The organism is Arthrobacter sp. D3-16 (assembly GCF_054408515.1).
This window is the reverse complement of record NZ_CP096437.1, coordinates 2,798,397-2,814,522: the sequence shown is the minus strand read 5'-3', so window position 1 is coordinate 2,814,522 and position 16,126 is coordinate 2,798,397. Positions and strand designations below refer to the sequence as shown.

Below are 16,126 nucleotides of genomic sequence, written 5' to 3'. Positions count from 1 at the left end.
GGGGGCCTCAATCTGTGGCGACTCCGGCTGCTGTCAGTAGGAGGATGAACCCTGTTCACCCTTGACGATGGCTATTCCGGAGCTGGCACCAATACGTGTTGCACCTGCAGCAATCATAGCCTGCGCATCCTCGAGGGAACGCACACCGCCGGAGGCCTTCACGCCGAGGTCGGGGCCCACCGTACGGCGCATCAGGGCGATGTCTTCCGCGGTGGCACCGCCTCCGTTAAAGCCCGTTGAGGTCTTCACGAAGTCAGCCCCGGCCTCCACAGCCGCCTCACAGGCAAGAACCTTCCGGGCGTCGTCAAGAAGCGCTGTTTCGATAATGACCTTGAGGATGGCGCCACTGGCGTGGACAGCCTCTGCCACCGCAGCGATGTCCTCAACCAGCGCACCCTTGTCCCCGGCCCTGGCGGCAGCGATGTTGATGACCATGTCCACCTCGTCGGCACCATCCAGCACCGCACCGCGGGATTCAAAGGTCTTGACATCGGTGGGGGTGGCACCGAGCGGGAACCCCACCACGGAACAGGTCAGGACACCGGTCCCCTTGAGGGCGTTCTTGACTGTCTTCACCCAAATGGGGTTAACGCACACCGACTTGAAATGGTATTCGGCCGCTTCTGCACAAACTTTGAGGACGTCGGCCTCTCCGGCTTCGGGTTTCAGCAGCGTGTGGTCGATAAAGGACGCTATGCTGCCGGAACCTGCGGCTGCAGTTTCAACGGAAGGGGTGGCTTCGTTGCTCATGATGGTCCTCTCCAGGGGCCCGTGGGCCGGGCGTTGTAACGCCCATGACTCGTTTCGGGAACCATCTTGCCATAGCCGGAGCGGCCCTCCGCGGGAAGCCAGCGCCTGTGCTCCGCCAGCCGGGCGCCGTCCTCCGTCAGGCAGCGGCCGGCAAGGCGGCAGGAGCAGAAGCCGTGAGCAGCTGGGTGGCGCAGGCGCCGGCCGCGGAAGCTGCAGCAACCAGCAGGCCCAGGCGGACGCCGTCGAACGCTGCCGCGTCACCGATGGCCCAGATGCCCGGGACGGACGTCCGGAAGTCCTGGCTGATGACAATCCCGCCGGTGGGTGCAGTCCGCAGGCCGGCGCTGGCGGCGAGCCCGTCCCGGGACACCCGCTCCTCGGCCAGGACCACCAGGTCGCCGTACATGCTGCTGCCGTCTTCAAAGACCACACCGGACGCCGCGAAGCCTGACTCTGAAGGAGAGGGCATCACGGCGGCCGGCCGGGCGGTGGTGCGGATGGGGCGTACGCCCCTGGCGCGGAGCACAGCTTCAGCCTGGCCGGCGGCGGCCCCAGTGCCCACGAGGATCCCCAGCGGGCGCCTGCCAAGTTCCCTCGTGACTTCGCTGACGGCTTCGCCGATGCGGGCCGCGTCATCAATCGTGGAGTAGCTCAGGCAGCGGGTGGCACCTTCCACCGGGCTGGCCACGGGTGCTGATCCGGTGGCGATGACCAGCTGGTCGTAGCTGAATTCCATGCCGTCCGCCGTGGCGACAGTGCGCTTTTCCGCGTCGATGTGACTGGCCGGCTGGCCGAAGCGGACGGAGACCTGGGGGAGCAGCGCCAGCTCCAGCAGTTCCTCCGGGGTGTCGTCCCGGTTGCTCAGCACGGTGATGGTGCCTGTGAACCTGGCGCGGTCGAGCTGGCTGACGAGAGCCTGGGCGGCAGGGCCCGCTCCCGCGATGACGATGCGGGTTGCGGGAGCGGTGGATGTTGAGGACAGTGCCGGAGCGGACATGTGCTGGCCCTTTCGCTGGCGGCCGGTAAGCGGCCGGAACTTCGTGATGGAACCCAGCGTAGGCCCGCGCTTTTTCCGGGGTGTTTCCCCGCAGTTGCCGTTTCGCGGCCCCATGTTCGCCAGTGTTTACCGGCCGGTAACAGAACCTGTGACGTGCTTCTCATCCCACCGGCAATCGACACAATTGCCCCCGCCGGCAGCTGGATTGCAGTACAACTAGACCCGGATGCGGTAGCCCCGTTTGACCACCGTCTCCACCAGCCGTCCGTCCGGCAGGGAGGAACGGAGCCGGCTGACGGTCATGTCCAGGGCATGCACCGATCCGCGCAGCTCCAGCAGTTCTGAAAGGGATTCGCGTGACAGGACCGCGCCTCCGGCTCCCAGCAGTGCGCGGAGGAGCAACAGCGGGGCGGGGGCGAGTTCCACGGGCTGGCCGTTAATTCGCAGGCTGCGTCCGCGCAGTTCGATGTTGCCGGACCTTGTATCCAGCCGCCGGACGTGGTTCAGGGCAAGGTGCTCGCACACCAGCCGGATGAGGGCGCCCATCCGGAACCGTTCCGGTACCAGGGGCGTCACCCCGGCGTCGAGCAGGGGCTGCGCCGTGACCGGACCCACCACGGCGGTAGTGACGTTGGTCTTCAGGCTTTCGATCAGCTGTTTGTATACGCCCATCTCGTGCGCGGTGCTCCACATGGCATCGACGGCGGGGGCGCTGGTGAACGTCAGGACGTCCAGGTTGCCGCTGCAGGCGGCTTCGATGAGCCGCGGAAGCCTGTCCTCGCCGTCGGGCTTTACCCAGCGGTAGGGCGTGACTGTCAGGACCGTGGCGCCGGACATGCGCAGGCGCTCCAGCTGCCGGACGTCGGTGTACCCGTGCAGCTGCACGGCCACGGTCTTGCCCCGGACGCCCTCGGTGAGCAGCATATCGACCAGTGTCGCGGTGGTTTCGTCGCTGCTGATTCCGACGTCGGCAAGGCCCGCCGCGCGCACGGCGCCGCGGGCCTTGGGGCCGCGGACGAACATCCGGCAGGCACCCAGGGTTTCCAGCAGCTCATCGCCGATCCCAAAGGAATCCGCCGCCTCGCACCACCGGCGCATACCGTAGGCGGTGGTGGCGATGCAGAGGTCCGGCTTGGCCGCGATGATGGCCCTGGTGTCCTCGATGAGGCGCATGTCCTCCTGCACGGGGGCGATCTTCAACGCGGGCGCGTGCAGCACCTCCGCGCCGCGGCGTTCCAAGGCCTCAATCAGGTCCTGGGAGCGCCGGTGCGAGGTGACTCCGATGCGGAAACCCTCCAGCGGAGCCTCTGGCGCGTCGGGCGCTTCCTCAACCTGCGGAGTTTCGGCCGGTGCAAGTGCAGTCATGGAGGTCAATCCTTTCACGAGCCCAGCAGCGAGGCCGCCAGCCTGTCCAGGTCGGCGGCGGCCTCAGCATGCCCACGGTTGGCTTCCGCCACCCGAACCACCTCGCCGATGACCAGCACAGCCGGGTTGCTGCAGCCGGCGGCTGCGGTGGTGATGGTGCCAAGGTCCGCGATGGTGGTGCGCTGCCCGGGCCGGTAACCGCGTTCAACAACTGCCATGGGCATATCGGCGCGCATGCCGGCCCTGCGGAGTCCGGCCGCGAGCTGGTGGAGGGTGCCGATGCCCATCAGGACCACGATGGTCCCGCCCAGGCCGGCCAGGTGGTGGTGCTCCTTTTCGGTCAGCGGGGCGTGGCCTGACACCACGGTGAACATGTGGCTGACCTCCCGGTGCGTGACCGGGATTCCGGCGGCCGCCGGAACGGAGATGGCACTCGTAACGCCGGAGATCACGCGTACGGGCACCCCGGCAGCAACGCAGGAGGCAACTTCCTCGCCGCCACGGCCAAAGACGTAGGGGTCGCCGCCCTTGAGCCGGACCACGTTGTTGCCGGCGAGGGCACTTTCCACCATCAGCTTCTCGATGCCGGCCTGGCTCACCTTGTGGTGCCCGGGCTTCTTGCCCACGTCCACCAGTTCTGCGGAGGTCAGGGAGGCCAGCTCCTGGTACGGGGCCAGGCGGTCATAGAAGACGACGTCGGCATTACGGAGCGCTTTGACGGCACCAACGGTGAGCAACTCGGCTGTTCCGGGGCCGCCGCCGACGAGGGTGACGTGGCCAACGGGTCCTGCCGCCGGCTCGGCGGCGACCGGAATCCCGGTTTCCCGGCACCTGCCCAACAGGGCCTCCCAGCCCGGCTGGCCGTCGTCGACCGCGGCAACCAGGAAGGGGCGTTCGGGCAGCGGGCCATCATGGCCGGCACCGTGGGGGGTGCTGAGGCGGTAGACGACGGCGCCGGCGGCTTCGTAGCGGCGGACCGCCTGGCGTGCGGCGTGGTCCGAGCCTGTGACCAGGACCTCTCGGCCGGTGAGATCAATGCTGAGCTGCATGCCTATACCTCGTTCTTGTCCAGCAGGTCGGGGGTGGTGGTCCGGACGGGAATGGAAGCCCCGATCAGGACTGGTTGCTGGACCGCTGCCGCCTTTTCCTCCGGGGTGGCAGGTCGCATCTGGCCGCGCTCGTCCGGGACGAAGGTGATGGAGTCGTCCTTCTGGTCCGGGGCGTTGACGAAGGAGCGGAACCGGCGCAGGCGCTCGGGGTCCTTGAGGGTGTCCGCCCACTCATCGACGTAGGTGTCCACGTGCTTGGCCATGGCCGCCTCGAGGTCCTCGGCGATGCCCAGGGTGTCCTTGACCACCACGTCCTCAACGTGCTTGATGCCGCCGTCGAGCTCCTCCTGCCAGCGTGCGGTGCGCTGCAGGCGGTCTGCGGTGCGGATGTAGTACATGAAGTAGCGGTCGATGTATTTGATCAGGGTTTCGTCATCCAGGTCCTTGGCCAGCAGTTGGGCATGGGCGGGGGTTGCGCCGCCGTTGCCGCCGACATACAGGTTCCAGCCGTCGGCGGTGGCGATCACGCCGACGTCCTTGCCGCGCGCCTCGGCGCACTCACGGGCGCAGCCGGAGACGCCCATCTTGAGTTTGTGCGGGCTGCGCAGGCCGCGGTACCGCAGTTCGAGCTGGATGGCCATGGCCACCGAGTCCTGGACGCCGAACCGGCACCAGGTGGAACCGACACATGACTTCACCGTGCGCAGGCTCTTGCCGTAGGCCTGGCCGGATTCGAAGCCGGCGTCCACGAGTTCCTTCCAGATTTCCGGGAGCTGCTCCAGGCGTGCCCCGAACATGTCGATCCGCTGGCCGCCGGTGATCTTGGTGTACAGGTTGTACTTTTCCGCCACGGCGGCGATGACACCCAGCTTCTTCGGGGTGATCTCGCCGCCGGCGATGCGGGGGACCACCGAGTAGGTGCCGTCCTTCTGCATGTTGGCCAGGGCGCGGTCGTTGGTGTCCTGCAGGGTGCCGCGGCCCGCGTCCAGGACGTAGGCGCTGTTCTGGCTCGCCAGGATGTTGGCGATGGTGGGCTTGCAGATGTCGCAGCCCGCTCCGGTGCCGTACTTGGCCATGATCTCCTCGAAGGAGGTCAGCTCCAGGACGCGGATGGCGTCGAAGAGTTCCTGGCGGGACAGTTCGATGTGCTCGCAGAGGGCCTTGGAGACCTCGACGCCGGACTTGGTCAGTTCGGTTTCCAGCAGCTTCTTGAGCATGGGAACACAGGAACCGCATTGGGTGCCGGCACGGGTGCAGCCCTTCAGCTCGCCGAGTTCCTGCACCGGGGCGTTGCCCTCGCAGGCACCGCAGCCGTTGATGGCGTCGCGGATACTGCCGGCCGTGACGTTGTTGCAGGAGCAGAGGGTGGCGTCGTCCGGAAGTTCCGTTTCGGGGGCCTCGCCACCGCCGGCCGCACTGAGGAACGCGCCCGGCTCGGCGGGAAGTTCGCGGCCCAGCAGCGGACGCAGGCTCATGTACGGTGAAGCGTCGCCCACGAAGATGCCGCCCAGCAGGGTCTTGGCATCGTCGGTGGTGACGATCTTTTGGTAAACGCCGCGGGCGGGGTCGGCGTAGACGATCTCGAGGGCGTGTTCGGTCTTGGCGAAGGCGTCACCGAAGCTGGCGACGTCCACGCCGGAGAGCTTCAGCTTTGTGGCGGTGTCAAAGCCGGGGAAGGTGGCGTCGCCACCGTGCAGGCGGTCCGCGACGATTTCGGCCATGGTGTTGGCGGGGGCCACCAGGCCCAGGCACATGCCGCCGAAGTTTGCCACTTCACCGATGGCCCAGATGCCGGGTACTTCCGTGGCGCAGTAGTCGTTGATGACCACGCCGCCGCGCTGGCCCAGGCTGAACAGCTGCTCCTCGCCGTCGGCCGCGCGGAAGAGTTCGTCGCGCGGCCGTACGCCGATGGCGACGATCACGAGGTCTGCGTCGATGACGCGGCCGTCGGCCATGAGGACTCCGGTGACCTGGCCGTCGTCGTCAGACAATACTTCCGACGGGAAGACGCCACCGTGGACTTCGAAGCCTTTGGCCTTGATCAGCCGGCCCATGGCCTGGCCCGCGCCTTCGTCGAGCTGGGTGGCCATCAGCCACTGGGAACCGTCGATGACGATGGGGTTGGCCCCCAGCTGCTCTGTGCCGGCAGCGGACTCGAGCCCGAGAAGTCCTCCACCGATGGTGACGGCGTTGACCTTGCGGCCCAGCTTCTTCGTCAGCCCGGTAATGGCCTCGTTGATGGCCCAGACATCTTCGAGCGTGCGGTAAACGTGCGTGTGCTCCGCGCCGGGGATGGGCAGGCGGGCGGCATTCGAACCCGTGGCGACCACCAGTTCGTCGTAGGCGAAGCTATTGCCGGCAGCCGTTTCCACCGTCCTGGCTTCGGCATTGATCTTGACCACGCGCTCGCCGGTCTTCAGCTCGAGGGAGGGATGGTCCCACATGGACGCCGTTCCCAAGGTCAGGTCCACATCTTTTTCGGTGAGTGCCTTGGACAGGGCCACGCGGTCGTAGGGCAGGTGGGCTTCCTCAGTGAGGACTGTGACATGCCAGCCGTCGAGGCCGCGGGCGTGCATTGCGTCCGCAAACCGGTGGGCCGCTGGGCCGCCGCCGGCGACGACGATGCGGCGCGGAGTCTCTGTGCTTGAAGTCTGTTCGGTCACTGTGGGCCTTTCGCATGGGCCGCAGATTTTCCTGCAGCCTTCTCTGTCGAGCTGTCCACCCAGACTAGGGAGCCGCAGTTTCGCTTCAGTTTCCCGATTGTTTCGTCAACTTAACTTCTGCATCACGAACGCGTTTCCGCAGGCGTGAGGTGTCTTTTACGCGCTGGACACATTCACTGCACCCCGCTGAAACACCCGGAGCCTAGCGTGGGACACGGCCGCAGAGGCAGCCAAACGCAAGGACTACACGCACAGGGAGAGGGGCCGACATGACGGCAACACTGGAACTTGGGGCACCCGCAGCCGGCATCGACGAGGCCGTAACGGGCACTGCAGCCGACTGGCACCGCGTCTGCCTGGTGGATGACCTGGAACCGGCCTGGGGTGAAGCGGCCCTCGTCGCGGGACGACAGATCGCGCTCTTCCGCACCGGACCCAACAAAGTTTTCGCTGTGGCCCATCAGGACCCGGCCACTGGCGCGCACGTTATGGCCAGGGGAATCCTCGGATCACGCGGCACCCGTCCCACCATCGCTTCTCCGCTGCACAAAGAGGTCTACGACCTGGAGACCGGCGAATGCTTCAGCACCCCGGGACTGGGCCTTGCAACGTTCAGCACCCGGATCACCGACGGTTTCGTCGAAATCGAGCTATAACAGGCTGTAGCCCGTGGGGCCGGGGCTAGAGCCCCAGCGCCTCACTGACATCGCGCAGTACCTCATCCAGCGCTGCCCGCGCCGCCAGCCGGGCCTCCGGCAGTTCGGCCGCGGTTCCTACGTGGTGAATCACTTCGAGGTAGCACTTCAGCTTGGGCTCGGTGCCGCTGGGCCGGATGATCACCCGGGTGAGGTCCCTTGTGATGTAGAGGAGTCCGTCGGTGGGAGGAAGCTGCACGCTGCCTTCCGCCAAGTCATGGAAAACCTCCACCGCGGATGACCCGAAGGACTCCGGCGGGCTGACCCGGAGCCTGTTCATCATGGCGTCCAGGAGGCCCAGATCCGCCACCCGGATGCTGAGCTGGTCGCTGGCGTGCAGGCCGTGCTGGAGGTACAGCTCGTCCAGGGTGTCAAAGACGGTCTTGCCGTCAGACTTTGCGGCGGCTGCGAGTTCAGCAATCAGCACCGCCGCGGAGATGCCGTCCTTGTCCTTTACAACGTCAGGCGCCACGCAGTAGCCCAGGGCCTCCTCGTAGCCGTACAGCAGGCCAGGCACCCGCGAAATCCACTTGAATCCGGTCAACGTTTCTTCATGCGCGTAGCCTGCCGCAGCGGCGATCCGCGCCAGGAGCCGTGAGGACACGATCGAATTCGCGAAGACGCCGCGGCTGTCCCGGTCGCTGTCGTCCCCATCATCCGCCAGGCGCGCCACAATGTGGGCTCCCAGCAACGCGCCCACTTCGTCTCCCCGGAGCATCCGCCAGGCGCCGGTATCCGGATCCTTCGCCGCAACTGCCGCCCTGTCGGCGTCCGGGTCATTGGCGATCACGATGTCAGCGCCGAGGCGTTCGGCTGTTTCCAGCGCCAGGTCCAGCGCTCCCGGTTCCTCGGGGTTCGGGAAGCTGACCGTGGGAAAGTCCGGGTCCGGTTCTGCCTGTTCGGCCACAAGGGTAACGTCGGTGAAACCGGCCGCCTTCAGCACCGCCTTCGCGGTTTCGCCACCCACACCGTGCATCGGCGTGAGGACGATGCGCAGGTCACGGGCAGGGAAGCGCTCCGGCAGGACCAGCGCCGCGGTGGCCTGCCCGTAACCCGCAGCCAAGGACCCGTCGAGCACTGTCCAGCCGCTGGAGGCAAGAACAATGGACTCCACCGGTCCCACAGCGTTGATCCGTGCCGCAATCTGCACGTCGTAAGGCGCCACGATCTGCGCGCCGTTGCCGCTCTCCGTGACGGCGTGGCGGCCCAGGTAGACCTTGTAGCCGTTGTCCTGCGGCGGGTTGTGGCTGGCCGTGACCATCACGCCGCCGTCGCATTCCAGGGCCCGCACCGCGTAAGCCAGCAGGGGAGTGGGCAGCGCAGCCGGCATCAGGAACGTTTCTATTCCGGCCGCGGTAAAGATGGCGGCGGTTTCTTCGGCGAATATATCCGAGTTGTACCGGGCGTCATAGCCGACGACGGCGCGCGGCCGGGTCCCCGGCGACGCCTCGCCCACTGCCTGGCTGAGGAAGTCCGCCAGCCCGGCAGCGGCCAGGCGCACCACCACCCTGTTCATCCGGTTGGGTCCGGGGCCCAGCGCCGCCCGCAAGCCTGCGGTGCCGAACTGCAGTGTCCCGCGGAAGCTGTCTTCGAGTTCCTGCCGGGCCGCTGGGGCGCCTTCACCAACGAGCCGGACGAGTTCCAGAAGGGAAGCCGAGGTTTCGGCATCCGGATCCTGGGCGGCCCATTCGCGGGCTTCGGTGAGCAGGCGGGAATCGGCATCGGAGGACGTCATGGGCATAACGCTATCGTCAATGCTTCCCGAACTCTTACCGCCGGCCGTCGAAACGGAAAAAATCCCCGGCCCTGCCCCGGCTTCTGAGGCCACCCCGCCTGCCTGGGTCAACCAGCGCGGGCGTGGCCCGCGCTGGTTCAGAGTTTGCCGATGATTTCGGCAAGGAGTTTGGAAATGCGTGGGCCTGCAGCCTGCCCTGACTCAAGGACTTCTTCGTGGCTGAGGGGCTGCGGGCTGATGCCGGCGGCAAGGTTGGTGACGAGCGAGATACCAAAGACTTCCATCCCGGCGTGGCGTCCCGCAATGGCCTCCAACGCCGTGGACATGCCCACCAGATCGGCCCCGATGCGCTTCGCGTACTGCACTTCGGCCGGTGTCTCGTAGTGCGGGCCGGGGAACTGGGCGTAGACACCCTCCTCCAGGGTTGCGTCAACTTCGCGGGCCAGTCCGCGGATCCTGGCGGAGTAGAGATCTGTCAGGTCAACGAACGTGGCGCCCTCCAGGGGTGAGGCGGCAGTGAGGTTGATGTGGTCACTGATCAGCACCGGTGTCCCGGGAGCCCAGTTTTCGTTCAGCCCGCCGCACCCGTTGGTAAGCACCAGGGTGCTGCAGCCGGCAGCCGCCGCCGTCCTGATGCCGTGCACGACGGCACGGACGCCCTTGCCCTCGTAGTAGTGTGTCCGCGCGCCCAGGACCAGCGCCCGCTTGCCCTCCTTGGTGAGCACCGAGCGGATGGTGCCCACGTGCCCAACAACAGCGGGAGCGTGAAAGCCGGGGACCTCCTCGGCTGAGAGGGTGGCGGTGGTTTCGCCGATGAGGTCGGCTGCCTCGCCCCAGCCCGAGCCAAGCACAAGGGCGACGTCGTGGCTGTCCACGCCTGTTTCCTCGGCAATGTACTCGGCGGCGGCGCGTGCGGCAGCGAAGGGATCGGTCTTCAGGAAGTCTGTTGTACTCACTGGTACAAGTTATCCTGCCGCTTGCTGCGCGCCCACCCTTTGGCCGGATCGGCCAGAGACCGTTTTCTTTGGTGGTCCGGCTGCGGATGCAGGAGAATGGTTTTTTGTGACTACGCATCCAGATTTCAGCTCACCCCGGATCGCAATCCTGGGAGGTGGTCCCGGCGGATACGAAGCCGCCATGGTGGCCGCCTCGCTCGGAGCGCAGGTGACGATCATCGAACGGGCGGGGCTGGGTGGCTCAGCGGTGCTGACCGACGTCGTACCGTCCAAGACGCTCATTGCCACGGCGGACCTGATGACCCGCGTCGCCGAGGCGGGGGAGCTGGGCGTGAAGTTCGACGTCGACGGCGGCGACTTTGTGCCCGTGATGCGTGCGGACCTCAAACACATCAATCACCGCCTCCTTAACCTGGCGCGCAGCCAGTCCAGGGACATCCACGACGGCCTGGTCCAGCAGGGCGTACGCATCCTGACCGGGTCCGGCCGGCTCCTCAACGACCACACCATCGAGGTCCTCACGGCCGAGGGCACCGAGACGGTCGAGGCTGACACCATCCTCCTCGCGGTGGGCGCCCATCCGCGTGAGCTTGCCACGGCGCGCCCGGACGGCGACCGGATCCTGAACTGGACGCAGATTTACGACCTCGACGAACTGCCCGAGGAACTGATTGTGGTGGGTTCGGGCGTGACCGGGGCCGAGTTCGCCTCCGCGTACAACGGCCTGGGCTCCAAGGTCACGCTGATTTCCAGCCGCGACCGCGTACTTCCGGGATCCGATGTGGACGCCGCAGTCGTGCTGGAGGAAGTGTTCGAGCGCCGCGGCGTCCGGGTCCTGTCCCGCTCCCGCGCCGAAGCCGTGGAACGGACGGACGACGGCGTTGTGGTCACCCTCAGCGACGGCTCCAAGGTCACCGGCAGCCACTGTCTGCTGTGTTTGGGCTCCATCCCCAACACCGCCGGCATCGGACTCGACGAGGCCGGCGTGGCACTCAGCGAGAGCGGCCACATCAAGGTGGACGGCGTCTCCCGGACCTCGGCGCCCAACATCTACGCCGCGGGCGACTGCACCGGGGTGCTGCCGCTTGCGTCAGTGGCCGCCATGCAGGGCCGCATCGCGGTGGCCCATTTTATGGGCGACACCGTCACCCCGCTCAAGCTGCACCAGGTGGCGTCCAACATCTTCACCTCGCCTGAGATTGCCAACGTAGGGGTGTCCGAGGCGGAGATCGATTCCGGCAAGTACCAGGGCGATGTGGTCAAGCTTTCCCTGCGCAGCAATGCCCGCGCCAAGATGCGCAACCACAAGGACGGCTTTGTGAAGATCTTCGCGCGGAAGGGTTCCGGCACGGTGATCGGCGGAGTCGTGGTGGGGCCGAACGCCTCCGAGTTGATCTTCCCGATCTCCATCGCCGTCAAGCAAAAGCTGCACGTGGACGACGTCGCCAGCACCTTCACCGTGTACCCGTCCCTGACCGGATCCATCTCCGAGGCCGCGCGCCGCCTGCACGTCCACCTGTAAATGGTTTGAACCCGCACCGGGAGTCTGGACCGCTCCCTTAACAACTGCATAGACTCCTCAAAGGACCGGCCGGGAATTTCATCAGGAATTTCCGGCCGTCCCTGCATCAGCCACCGACGCAAGGAGAAGCCCGTGGAACTGAAGGACGTCACATGGAACGAGCAGGCCCGGGAGAAGATCCTGCTCGACGCTGACAGGGCCCTGCAGGAAGCGGTCCGGGAGGCAGCGTCCACCTTGTCCAACGCGGACAAGGACGAGGTGTATAAGTTCCTTTTTGAGCAGCTGAAGGACCAGTTCGTCGATTTCCAGCCCGGACCGGACCTCACCCGCTACGCGGAGGCGGTAGCCAACGGGGACTTCAGCTCCGGCGGCGCCTCCGGCAGGGAAGCTTAGGGGAACAGGTCATGACAACAGCCCTCGTCCGTCCCCGCAGCGGCAAGATCATCGGCGGCGTCTGCGCTGCCCTTGCAGCCCGGTTCGGGCTCCCGAAATTCCTCGTCCGGCTGGGCTTTGTGATCTTCGGCCTGGTGGGGATCGGCGAACTGGTCTATATCGCGCTCTGGATCCTTATCCCGAAGTCACCTGTGTAACAGCCCGGGGTCAGGGTGCGGCTGGGGAAAAGTGTTTCTCGATCAGCCCCTTGATGTCCTCGTGGCAGCCGCCGCAGCCGGTGCCGGCCCGGGTTGCCCTGGACACTTCGGCCACGGTTGAGCAGCCTTCCTCCGCCGCGTCCGCGATGGCGGCCCCGCTGACGCCCGCACACCGGCAGACGGTTCCCTGCGGGTCCGCAGCCGCACCCGGGAGCTGGTCCGGCCCGTCGAGGCGGAGCAATAGCGACCTGTCGGCGGGAAGTTCCGCGCCCCGTTCAAACAGTCCCACCAGCTCGGCCGCGGTCCGCGGCATGCCCACGACCACAAGGCCCTCCAGCACGCCGCCCCGGGTAGTCATTTTCACGTAACGGCCATGTTCCGGGTCCGCCCACTGGGCAATCTGCAGGCGCGGGCGGCCGTTGACGGCGCCGGCCGTGAGGATCTCCTCGTCCCACGGTTCAGCAGTGTTGTCCCCGGCCACTGCCATGTTCATGCCGCGTGCCTTCAGGACGATCACCCCAGCCTGCTCGGCCGGCAGTTCCGGCAGCAGGGCGGCTTCCTCCTCAGTGTTCCCAGCAAGGAACGTGAGGTACTCGGCCAGCCATTCCGCCTGCCGCCAGCCCGGGCCGACCAGGCCCGAGGGCCCCTTGGCGTTGCGGCAGGCAGCGCAGTCGGGATCGGGGCAGCGGACTTCGGCGCAGTCGCCGATGGCGAAGATGTGGGGTTCGTGGTGCGCCCGGAGCCGGTGGTCCACCAGGATCCCGACGGAGGTGGAGAGCCCGCAGCCCTCTGCCAGTTCCGTCCGGGGACGGACGCCGCACGAGATGACCAGGAGGTCGCCGTCGATCGCGGAGCCGTCGTCGAGCAGCAGGGCCGAGAATCCGCCGTCGGGCCCATTGTGCTCCACCCCGGTGGAGCGTGCGTTGCCGGCCATCCGGACGCCGCAGCGACGGAGGCTGGCAGCCAGGACGGCTCCGCCGCCGCGGTCGATGGTGCGGCCCAGCGGGTGGGGTCCGTTGTGGACCACCGTGACGGTGGCGCCTTCTTCCGCCGCAGCCAGGGCCGTCTCCAGTCCCAGGACGCCGCCGCCCAGGACCACCACCCGCTTGCCGCCGTCCACCGCCCGGCGCAGCACCTCAGCATCACGGAGGTCGCGGAGCGCAGTAACCCCCGCAGGGAGGACCGGCGAGGTGGGATCCGGGTTGATGCCGGTCAGGTTGGGAATCACCGGACGCGAACCGGTGGCGAAAACCAGCCGGTCGTAGTGCGCCACGGCACCGTCGGACAGGAGGACCTGTTGCCTGGCACGGTCCACGCGGCGCACGCGTACGCCAAGCCGGACGTCTACGCCCTCTGCAGCCAGGGCATCGGCGTCGGAAAGGGCGAGGGCGTCGACGGTGGTCCGCCCCACGCCGAGGTCGGCAACCAGCACGCGGTTGTAGGCGGCTTCCGCTTCGGCGCCCACCACCGTGAGATTCAGGTGACCGCTCCGGACCGCAGGCAGGAGTTCATCAACCAGCCGGGCAGCCACGGGCCCGAATCCTACGACGACAACTTGCTCGCTCATGAGGCCTCCGTCATTTGAAGCACGTTGGTGGAAACGGGTGCGGCCACCGGCCGGACCCAGACTTTGTTGAACTTGAATTCGGGCATCCCGGAGATGGGGTCCGTGGCGGCCTCGGTGAGGCGGTTGGCGCTCTCGAGTTCGGGGAAGTGGAACGGCAGGAAGACCGTGTCCGGGCGGATTGCAGTGCTGAGCTCAGCCCGGCATAGAACCTCGCCGCGTTCATTGGCCACCGAGACGAGCACGCCTTCGGTGATGCCCATGCCGGCCGCAGCGGCCGGATGGAGCTGCAGCCTGGCCTCGGGCCGGGCCTCCAGCAGTTCAGCCACCCGGCGGGTCTGCGTGCCGGACTGGTAGTGCTCCAGGAGGCGGCCGGTGATGAGGGTCATGGTTTTCGCGGCCGGGGCAGTGCCATCCCCGCTGGGGGGAGCAGCGGGAGCACGCCGACGGGGCGTCACCGGGGTCATCACGGCTTTGCCGTCGGCGTGGGCGAACTTGTCCTGAAAGAGCCGTGGGGTTCCCTTGCTGCCCGACGGATAGGGCCAGTAGGCCGCTTCGCCGCGGTCCAGCATGGCGTAGTCGATGCCGGAGTAGTCTGCAAGTCCGCCGGCTGAAGCGAGCCGGAGTTCCTCGAACACTGTTTCCGGGTCTTCGCTGTACGTGGACGGCGCTTCGAGGGCTTCAGCCAGCCGTGCCATGATCCAGAGCTCGCTGCGGGCTCCGGCTGGCGGGGTGAGGGCGCGGCGGCGGCGGAGGACACGGCCTTCGAGGTTGGTCAGCGTGCCTTCCTCCTCCGCCCATTGCAGAACGGGAAGAATGAGGTCCGCCTCAGCCGCAGTCTCGGACATAAAGAAGTCGCAGACCACCAGGAAGTCCAGGCTTCGCAGGCCGTTGATGACGGCGTTGGCGTCGGGGGAGGCCACCGCGATGTTGGAGGCGTGGACAAAAAGGCAGCGGATGCCGTCGGGCTTTCCCAGTGACTGAAGCAGCTGGACTGCCGGCAGGCCGGGACCGGGGATCAGGTTTTCCGGGACGCCCCACACCTTTGCTACGTGGGCGCGGGCGCCGGGATCAGTGATCTTGCGGTAGCCGGGGAGTTGGTCCGACTTCTGGCCGTGCTCCCGGCCGCCCTGGCCGTTGCCCTGGCCGGTGAGGGTGCCGTAGCCGCTGCGGGCCGATCCGGGCAGGCCGAGCAGGAGGCTGAGGTTGATGGCAGCCGTGGCGGTATCGGTGCCATCCACATGCTGCTCCACGCCACGGCCGGTGAGGATGTAGCTGCCGCCCTGTCGTGCACCCTCGGCGAGCCGGCGTGCTGTTTCACGAATGAGTTCCGCCGGGACACCGGTGATGGACTGCACCCGTTCCGGCCAGAAGGAGTTCACGCTGCGGGCCACGGCGCTGTAGCCAGAGGTACGTTCCTCGAGGTAGGTGGTGTCCGCAAGGTTTTCGTGGATGACGACGTGGGAGATGCCCAGCAGGAGGGCGAGGTCGGTGCCCGGCAGGGGCTGGAGGTGGAGGCCGCTGCCGTCGGCGGTAAAGGCAGCCGTGGCTGAGCGGCGCGGATCCACCACAATCAGCCCGCCGGCGTCGCGCGTTCCCTTCAGGTGCTGGACGAAGGGCGGCATGGTTTCGGCCACGTTGGAACCCAGCATCAGGATAGTGCTGGCGGTGTCCAGGGCTTCGAGCGGGAAGGGCAGGCCGCGGTCAACACCGAAGGCCCGCATCCCGGCGGCCGCAGCCGAGGACATGCAGAACCGTCCGTTGTAGTCGATACGCGAGGTTCCAAGGGCAAGCCGGGCGAACTTGCCCAGCATGTAGGCCTTTTCGTTCGTGAGGCCGCCGCCGCCGAAGACGCCCACTGAGTCCCGCCCGTAGCGGGCGCGGGCGTCCCTGACGGCGGAGGCCGCAAGGTCCAGGGCATGGTCCCAGCTGATGGGGCGGTGGACGCCGTCAGCGCCCTTCAGGAGCGGCTCCGTAATCCGGCCCGGGTGGTTCAAAAGGGTGGCGGAGGTCCAGCCCTTGCGGCAGAGGCCGCCGCGGTTGGTGGGAAAGTCCCGTCCGCTCACTTCCAGGAGTGCGGTAAGGGCGACGGGTGCCGCCGCGGGGGATTCCGGGGCGGGCAGTACAGTCACGGGGACTGGCCCCGGCTGGGAAGCCGGGACCAGTTCCGCTGGAGACGTGAGCGTCATGGCGCACTGCAGGGCGCAGTATGGGCAGTGCGTATCGGCGCTTTTGGTCAT

The 16,126-nt window shown here is 67.2% G+C and carries 13 protein-coding genes; 4 read left to right on the top strand and 9 right to left on the bottom strand.

Annotated features, from left to right (window positions below):
- Nucleotides 1-33: 33 nt before the first annotated feature.
- From deoC to nirB, 5 genes are all read right to left on the bottom strand, one after another.
- Nucleotides 34-750 (bottom strand): deoxyribose-phosphate aldolase, encoded by a 717-nt coding sequence (gene deoC / locus M1D32_RS13340; protein WP_458779132.1) that lies wholly within the window; start codon nucleotides 748-750, stop codon nucleotides 34-36.
- 136 nt (nucleotides 751-886) lie between these two features.
- A complete protein-coding gene (locus M1D32_RS13335) occupies nucleotides 887-1,747 on the bottom strand; it encodes an FAD-dependent oxidoreductase (RefSeq protein WP_458782187.1) in 861 nt (286 codons plus the stop codon).
- A 216-nt stretch (nucleotides 1,748-1,963) separates the two neighbouring features.
- Nucleotides 1,964-3,112: a uroporphyrinogen-III synthase gene (locus M1D32_RS13330; RefSeq protein WP_458779131.1), complete on the bottom strand. Its 1,149-nt coding sequence runs from the start codon at nucleotides 3,110-3,112 to the stop codon at nucleotides 1,964-1,966.
- Between the two features lie 14 nt (nucleotides 3,113-3,126).
- Nucleotides 3,127-4,161, bottom strand: coding sequence for a uroporphyrinogen-III C-methyltransferase (gene cobA / locus M1D32_RS13325; RefSeq protein WP_458779130.1), 1,035 nt, complete (start codon nucleotides 4,159-4,161; stop codon nucleotides 3,127-3,129).
- Nucleotides 4,162-4,163: 2 nt separating this feature from the next.
- Nucleotides 4,164-6,824 (bottom strand): nitrite reductase large subunit NirB, encoded by a 2,661-nt coding sequence (gene nirB / locus M1D32_RS13320; RefSeq protein ID WP_458779129.1) that lies wholly within the window; start codon nucleotides 6,822-6,824, stop codon nucleotides 4,164-4,166.
- A gap of 269 nt (nucleotides 6,825-7,093) precedes the next feature.
- Between nirB and nirD the strand changes: the two genes are divergently transcribed.
- Nucleotides 7,094-7,480: a nitrite reductase small subunit NirD gene (nirD, locus tag M1D32_RS13315; RefSeq protein ID WP_458779128.1), complete on the top strand. Its 387-nt coding sequence runs from the start codon at nucleotides 7,094-7,096 to the stop codon at nucleotides 7,478-7,480.
- A gap of 25 nt (nucleotides 7,481-7,505) precedes the next feature.
- On the opposite strand, the gene M1D32_RS13310 is transcribed toward nirD, so the two are convergent.
- Together M1D32_RS13310 and M1D32_RS13305 are read right to left on the bottom strand one after the other, a co-directional pair.
- A complete protein-coding gene (locus M1D32_RS13310; protein WP_458779127.1) occupies nucleotides 7,506-9,254 on the bottom strand; it encodes a phospho-sugar mutase in 1,749 nt (582 codons plus the stop codon).
- Nucleotides 9,255-9,391: 137 nt separating this feature from the next.
- Nucleotides 9,392-10,210 carry a purine-nucleoside phosphorylase gene (locus M1D32_RS13305; RefSeq protein WP_458779126.1) on the bottom strand — a complete coding sequence of 273 codons (819 nt, stop codon included), beginning with the start codon at nucleotides 10,208-10,210 and terminating at the stop codon, nucleotides 9,392-9,394.
- 106 nt (nucleotides 10,211-10,316) lie between these two features.
- Between M1D32_RS13305 and M1D32_RS13300 the strand changes: the two genes are divergently transcribed.
- The 3 genes from M1D32_RS13300 to M1D32_RS13290 all read left to right on the top strand — a co-directional run bounded on the left by M1D32_RS13300 (nucleotide 10,317) and on the right by M1D32_RS13290 (nucleotide 12,322).
- Nucleotides 10,317-11,732: an NAD(P)H-quinone dehydrogenase gene (locus M1D32_RS13300; protein WP_458779125.1), complete on the top strand. Its 1,416-nt coding sequence runs from the start codon at nucleotides 10,317-10,319 to the stop codon at nucleotides 11,730-11,732.
- Between the two features lie 132 nt (nucleotides 11,733-11,864).
- Nucleotides 11,865-12,125 (top strand): hypothetical protein, encoded by a 261-nt coding sequence (locus M1D32_RS13295; protein WP_458779124.1) that lies wholly within the window; start codon nucleotides 11,865-11,867, stop codon nucleotides 12,123-12,125.
- 11 nt (nucleotides 12,126-12,136) lie between these two features.
- On the top strand, nucleotides 12,137-12,322 hold the full coding sequence (locus M1D32_RS13290) for a PspC domain-containing protein (protein ID WP_458779123.1): 186 nt from the start codon (nucleotides 12,137-12,139) through the stop codon (nucleotides 12,320-12,322).
- A 10-nt stretch (nucleotides 12,323-12,332) separates the two neighbouring features.
- On the opposite strand, the gene M1D32_RS13285 is transcribed toward M1D32_RS13290, so the two are convergent.
- Both M1D32_RS13285 and M1D32_RS13280 read right to left on the bottom strand, forming a co-directional pair.
- Nucleotides 12,333-13,889 (bottom strand): FAD-dependent oxidoreductase, encoded by a 1,557-nt coding sequence (locus tag M1D32_RS13285; RefSeq protein ID WP_458779122.1) that lies wholly within the window; start codon nucleotides 13,887-13,889, stop codon nucleotides 12,333-12,335.
- Nucleotides 13,886-16,126 carry a molybdopterin oxidoreductase family protein gene (locus M1D32_RS13280; protein WP_458779121.1) on the bottom strand — a complete coding sequence of 747 codons (2,241 nt, stop codon included), beginning with the start codon at nucleotides 16,124-16,126 and terminating at the stop codon, nucleotides 13,886-13,888. Before M1D32_RS13280 ends, M1D32_RS13285 begins: the two co-directional genes overlap by 4 nt.

Coding starts and splice junctions, on each gene's coding strand:
- deoC (WP_458779132.1), bottom strand. CDS start 750: ATGAGCAACGAAGCCACCCCTTCCGTTGAAACTGCAGCCGCAGGTTCC.
- M1D32_RS13335 (WP_458782187.1), bottom strand. CDS start 1,747: ATGTCCGCTCCGGCACTGTCCTCAACATCCACCGCTCCCGCAACCCGC.
- M1D32_RS13330 (WP_458779131.1), bottom strand. CDS start 3,112: ATGACTGCACTTGCACCGGCCGAAACTCCGCAGGTTGAGGAAGCGCCC.
- cobA (WP_458779130.1), bottom strand. CDS start 4,161: ATGCAGCTCAGCATTGATCTCACCGGCCGAGAGGTCCTGGTCACAGGC.
- nirD (WP_458779128.1), top strand. CDS start 7,094: ATGACGGCAACACTGGAACTTGGGGCACCCGCAGCCGGCATCGACGAG.
- M1D32_RS13310 (WP_458779127.1), bottom strand. CDS start 9,254: ATGACGTCCTCCGATGCCGATTCCCGCCTGCTCACCGAAGCCCGCGAA.
- M1D32_RS13290 (WP_458779123.1), top strand. CDS start 12,137: ATGACAACAGCCCTCGTCCGTCCCCGCAGCGGCAAGATCATCGGCGGC.
- M1D32_RS13285 (WP_458779122.1), bottom strand. CDS start 13,889: ATGAGCGAGCAAGTTGTCGTCGTAGGATTCGGGCCCGTGGCTGCCCGG.
- M1D32_RS13280 (WP_458779121.1), bottom strand. CDS start 16,126: ATGACCAAAAGCGCCGATACGCACTGCCCATACTGCGCCCTGCAGTGC.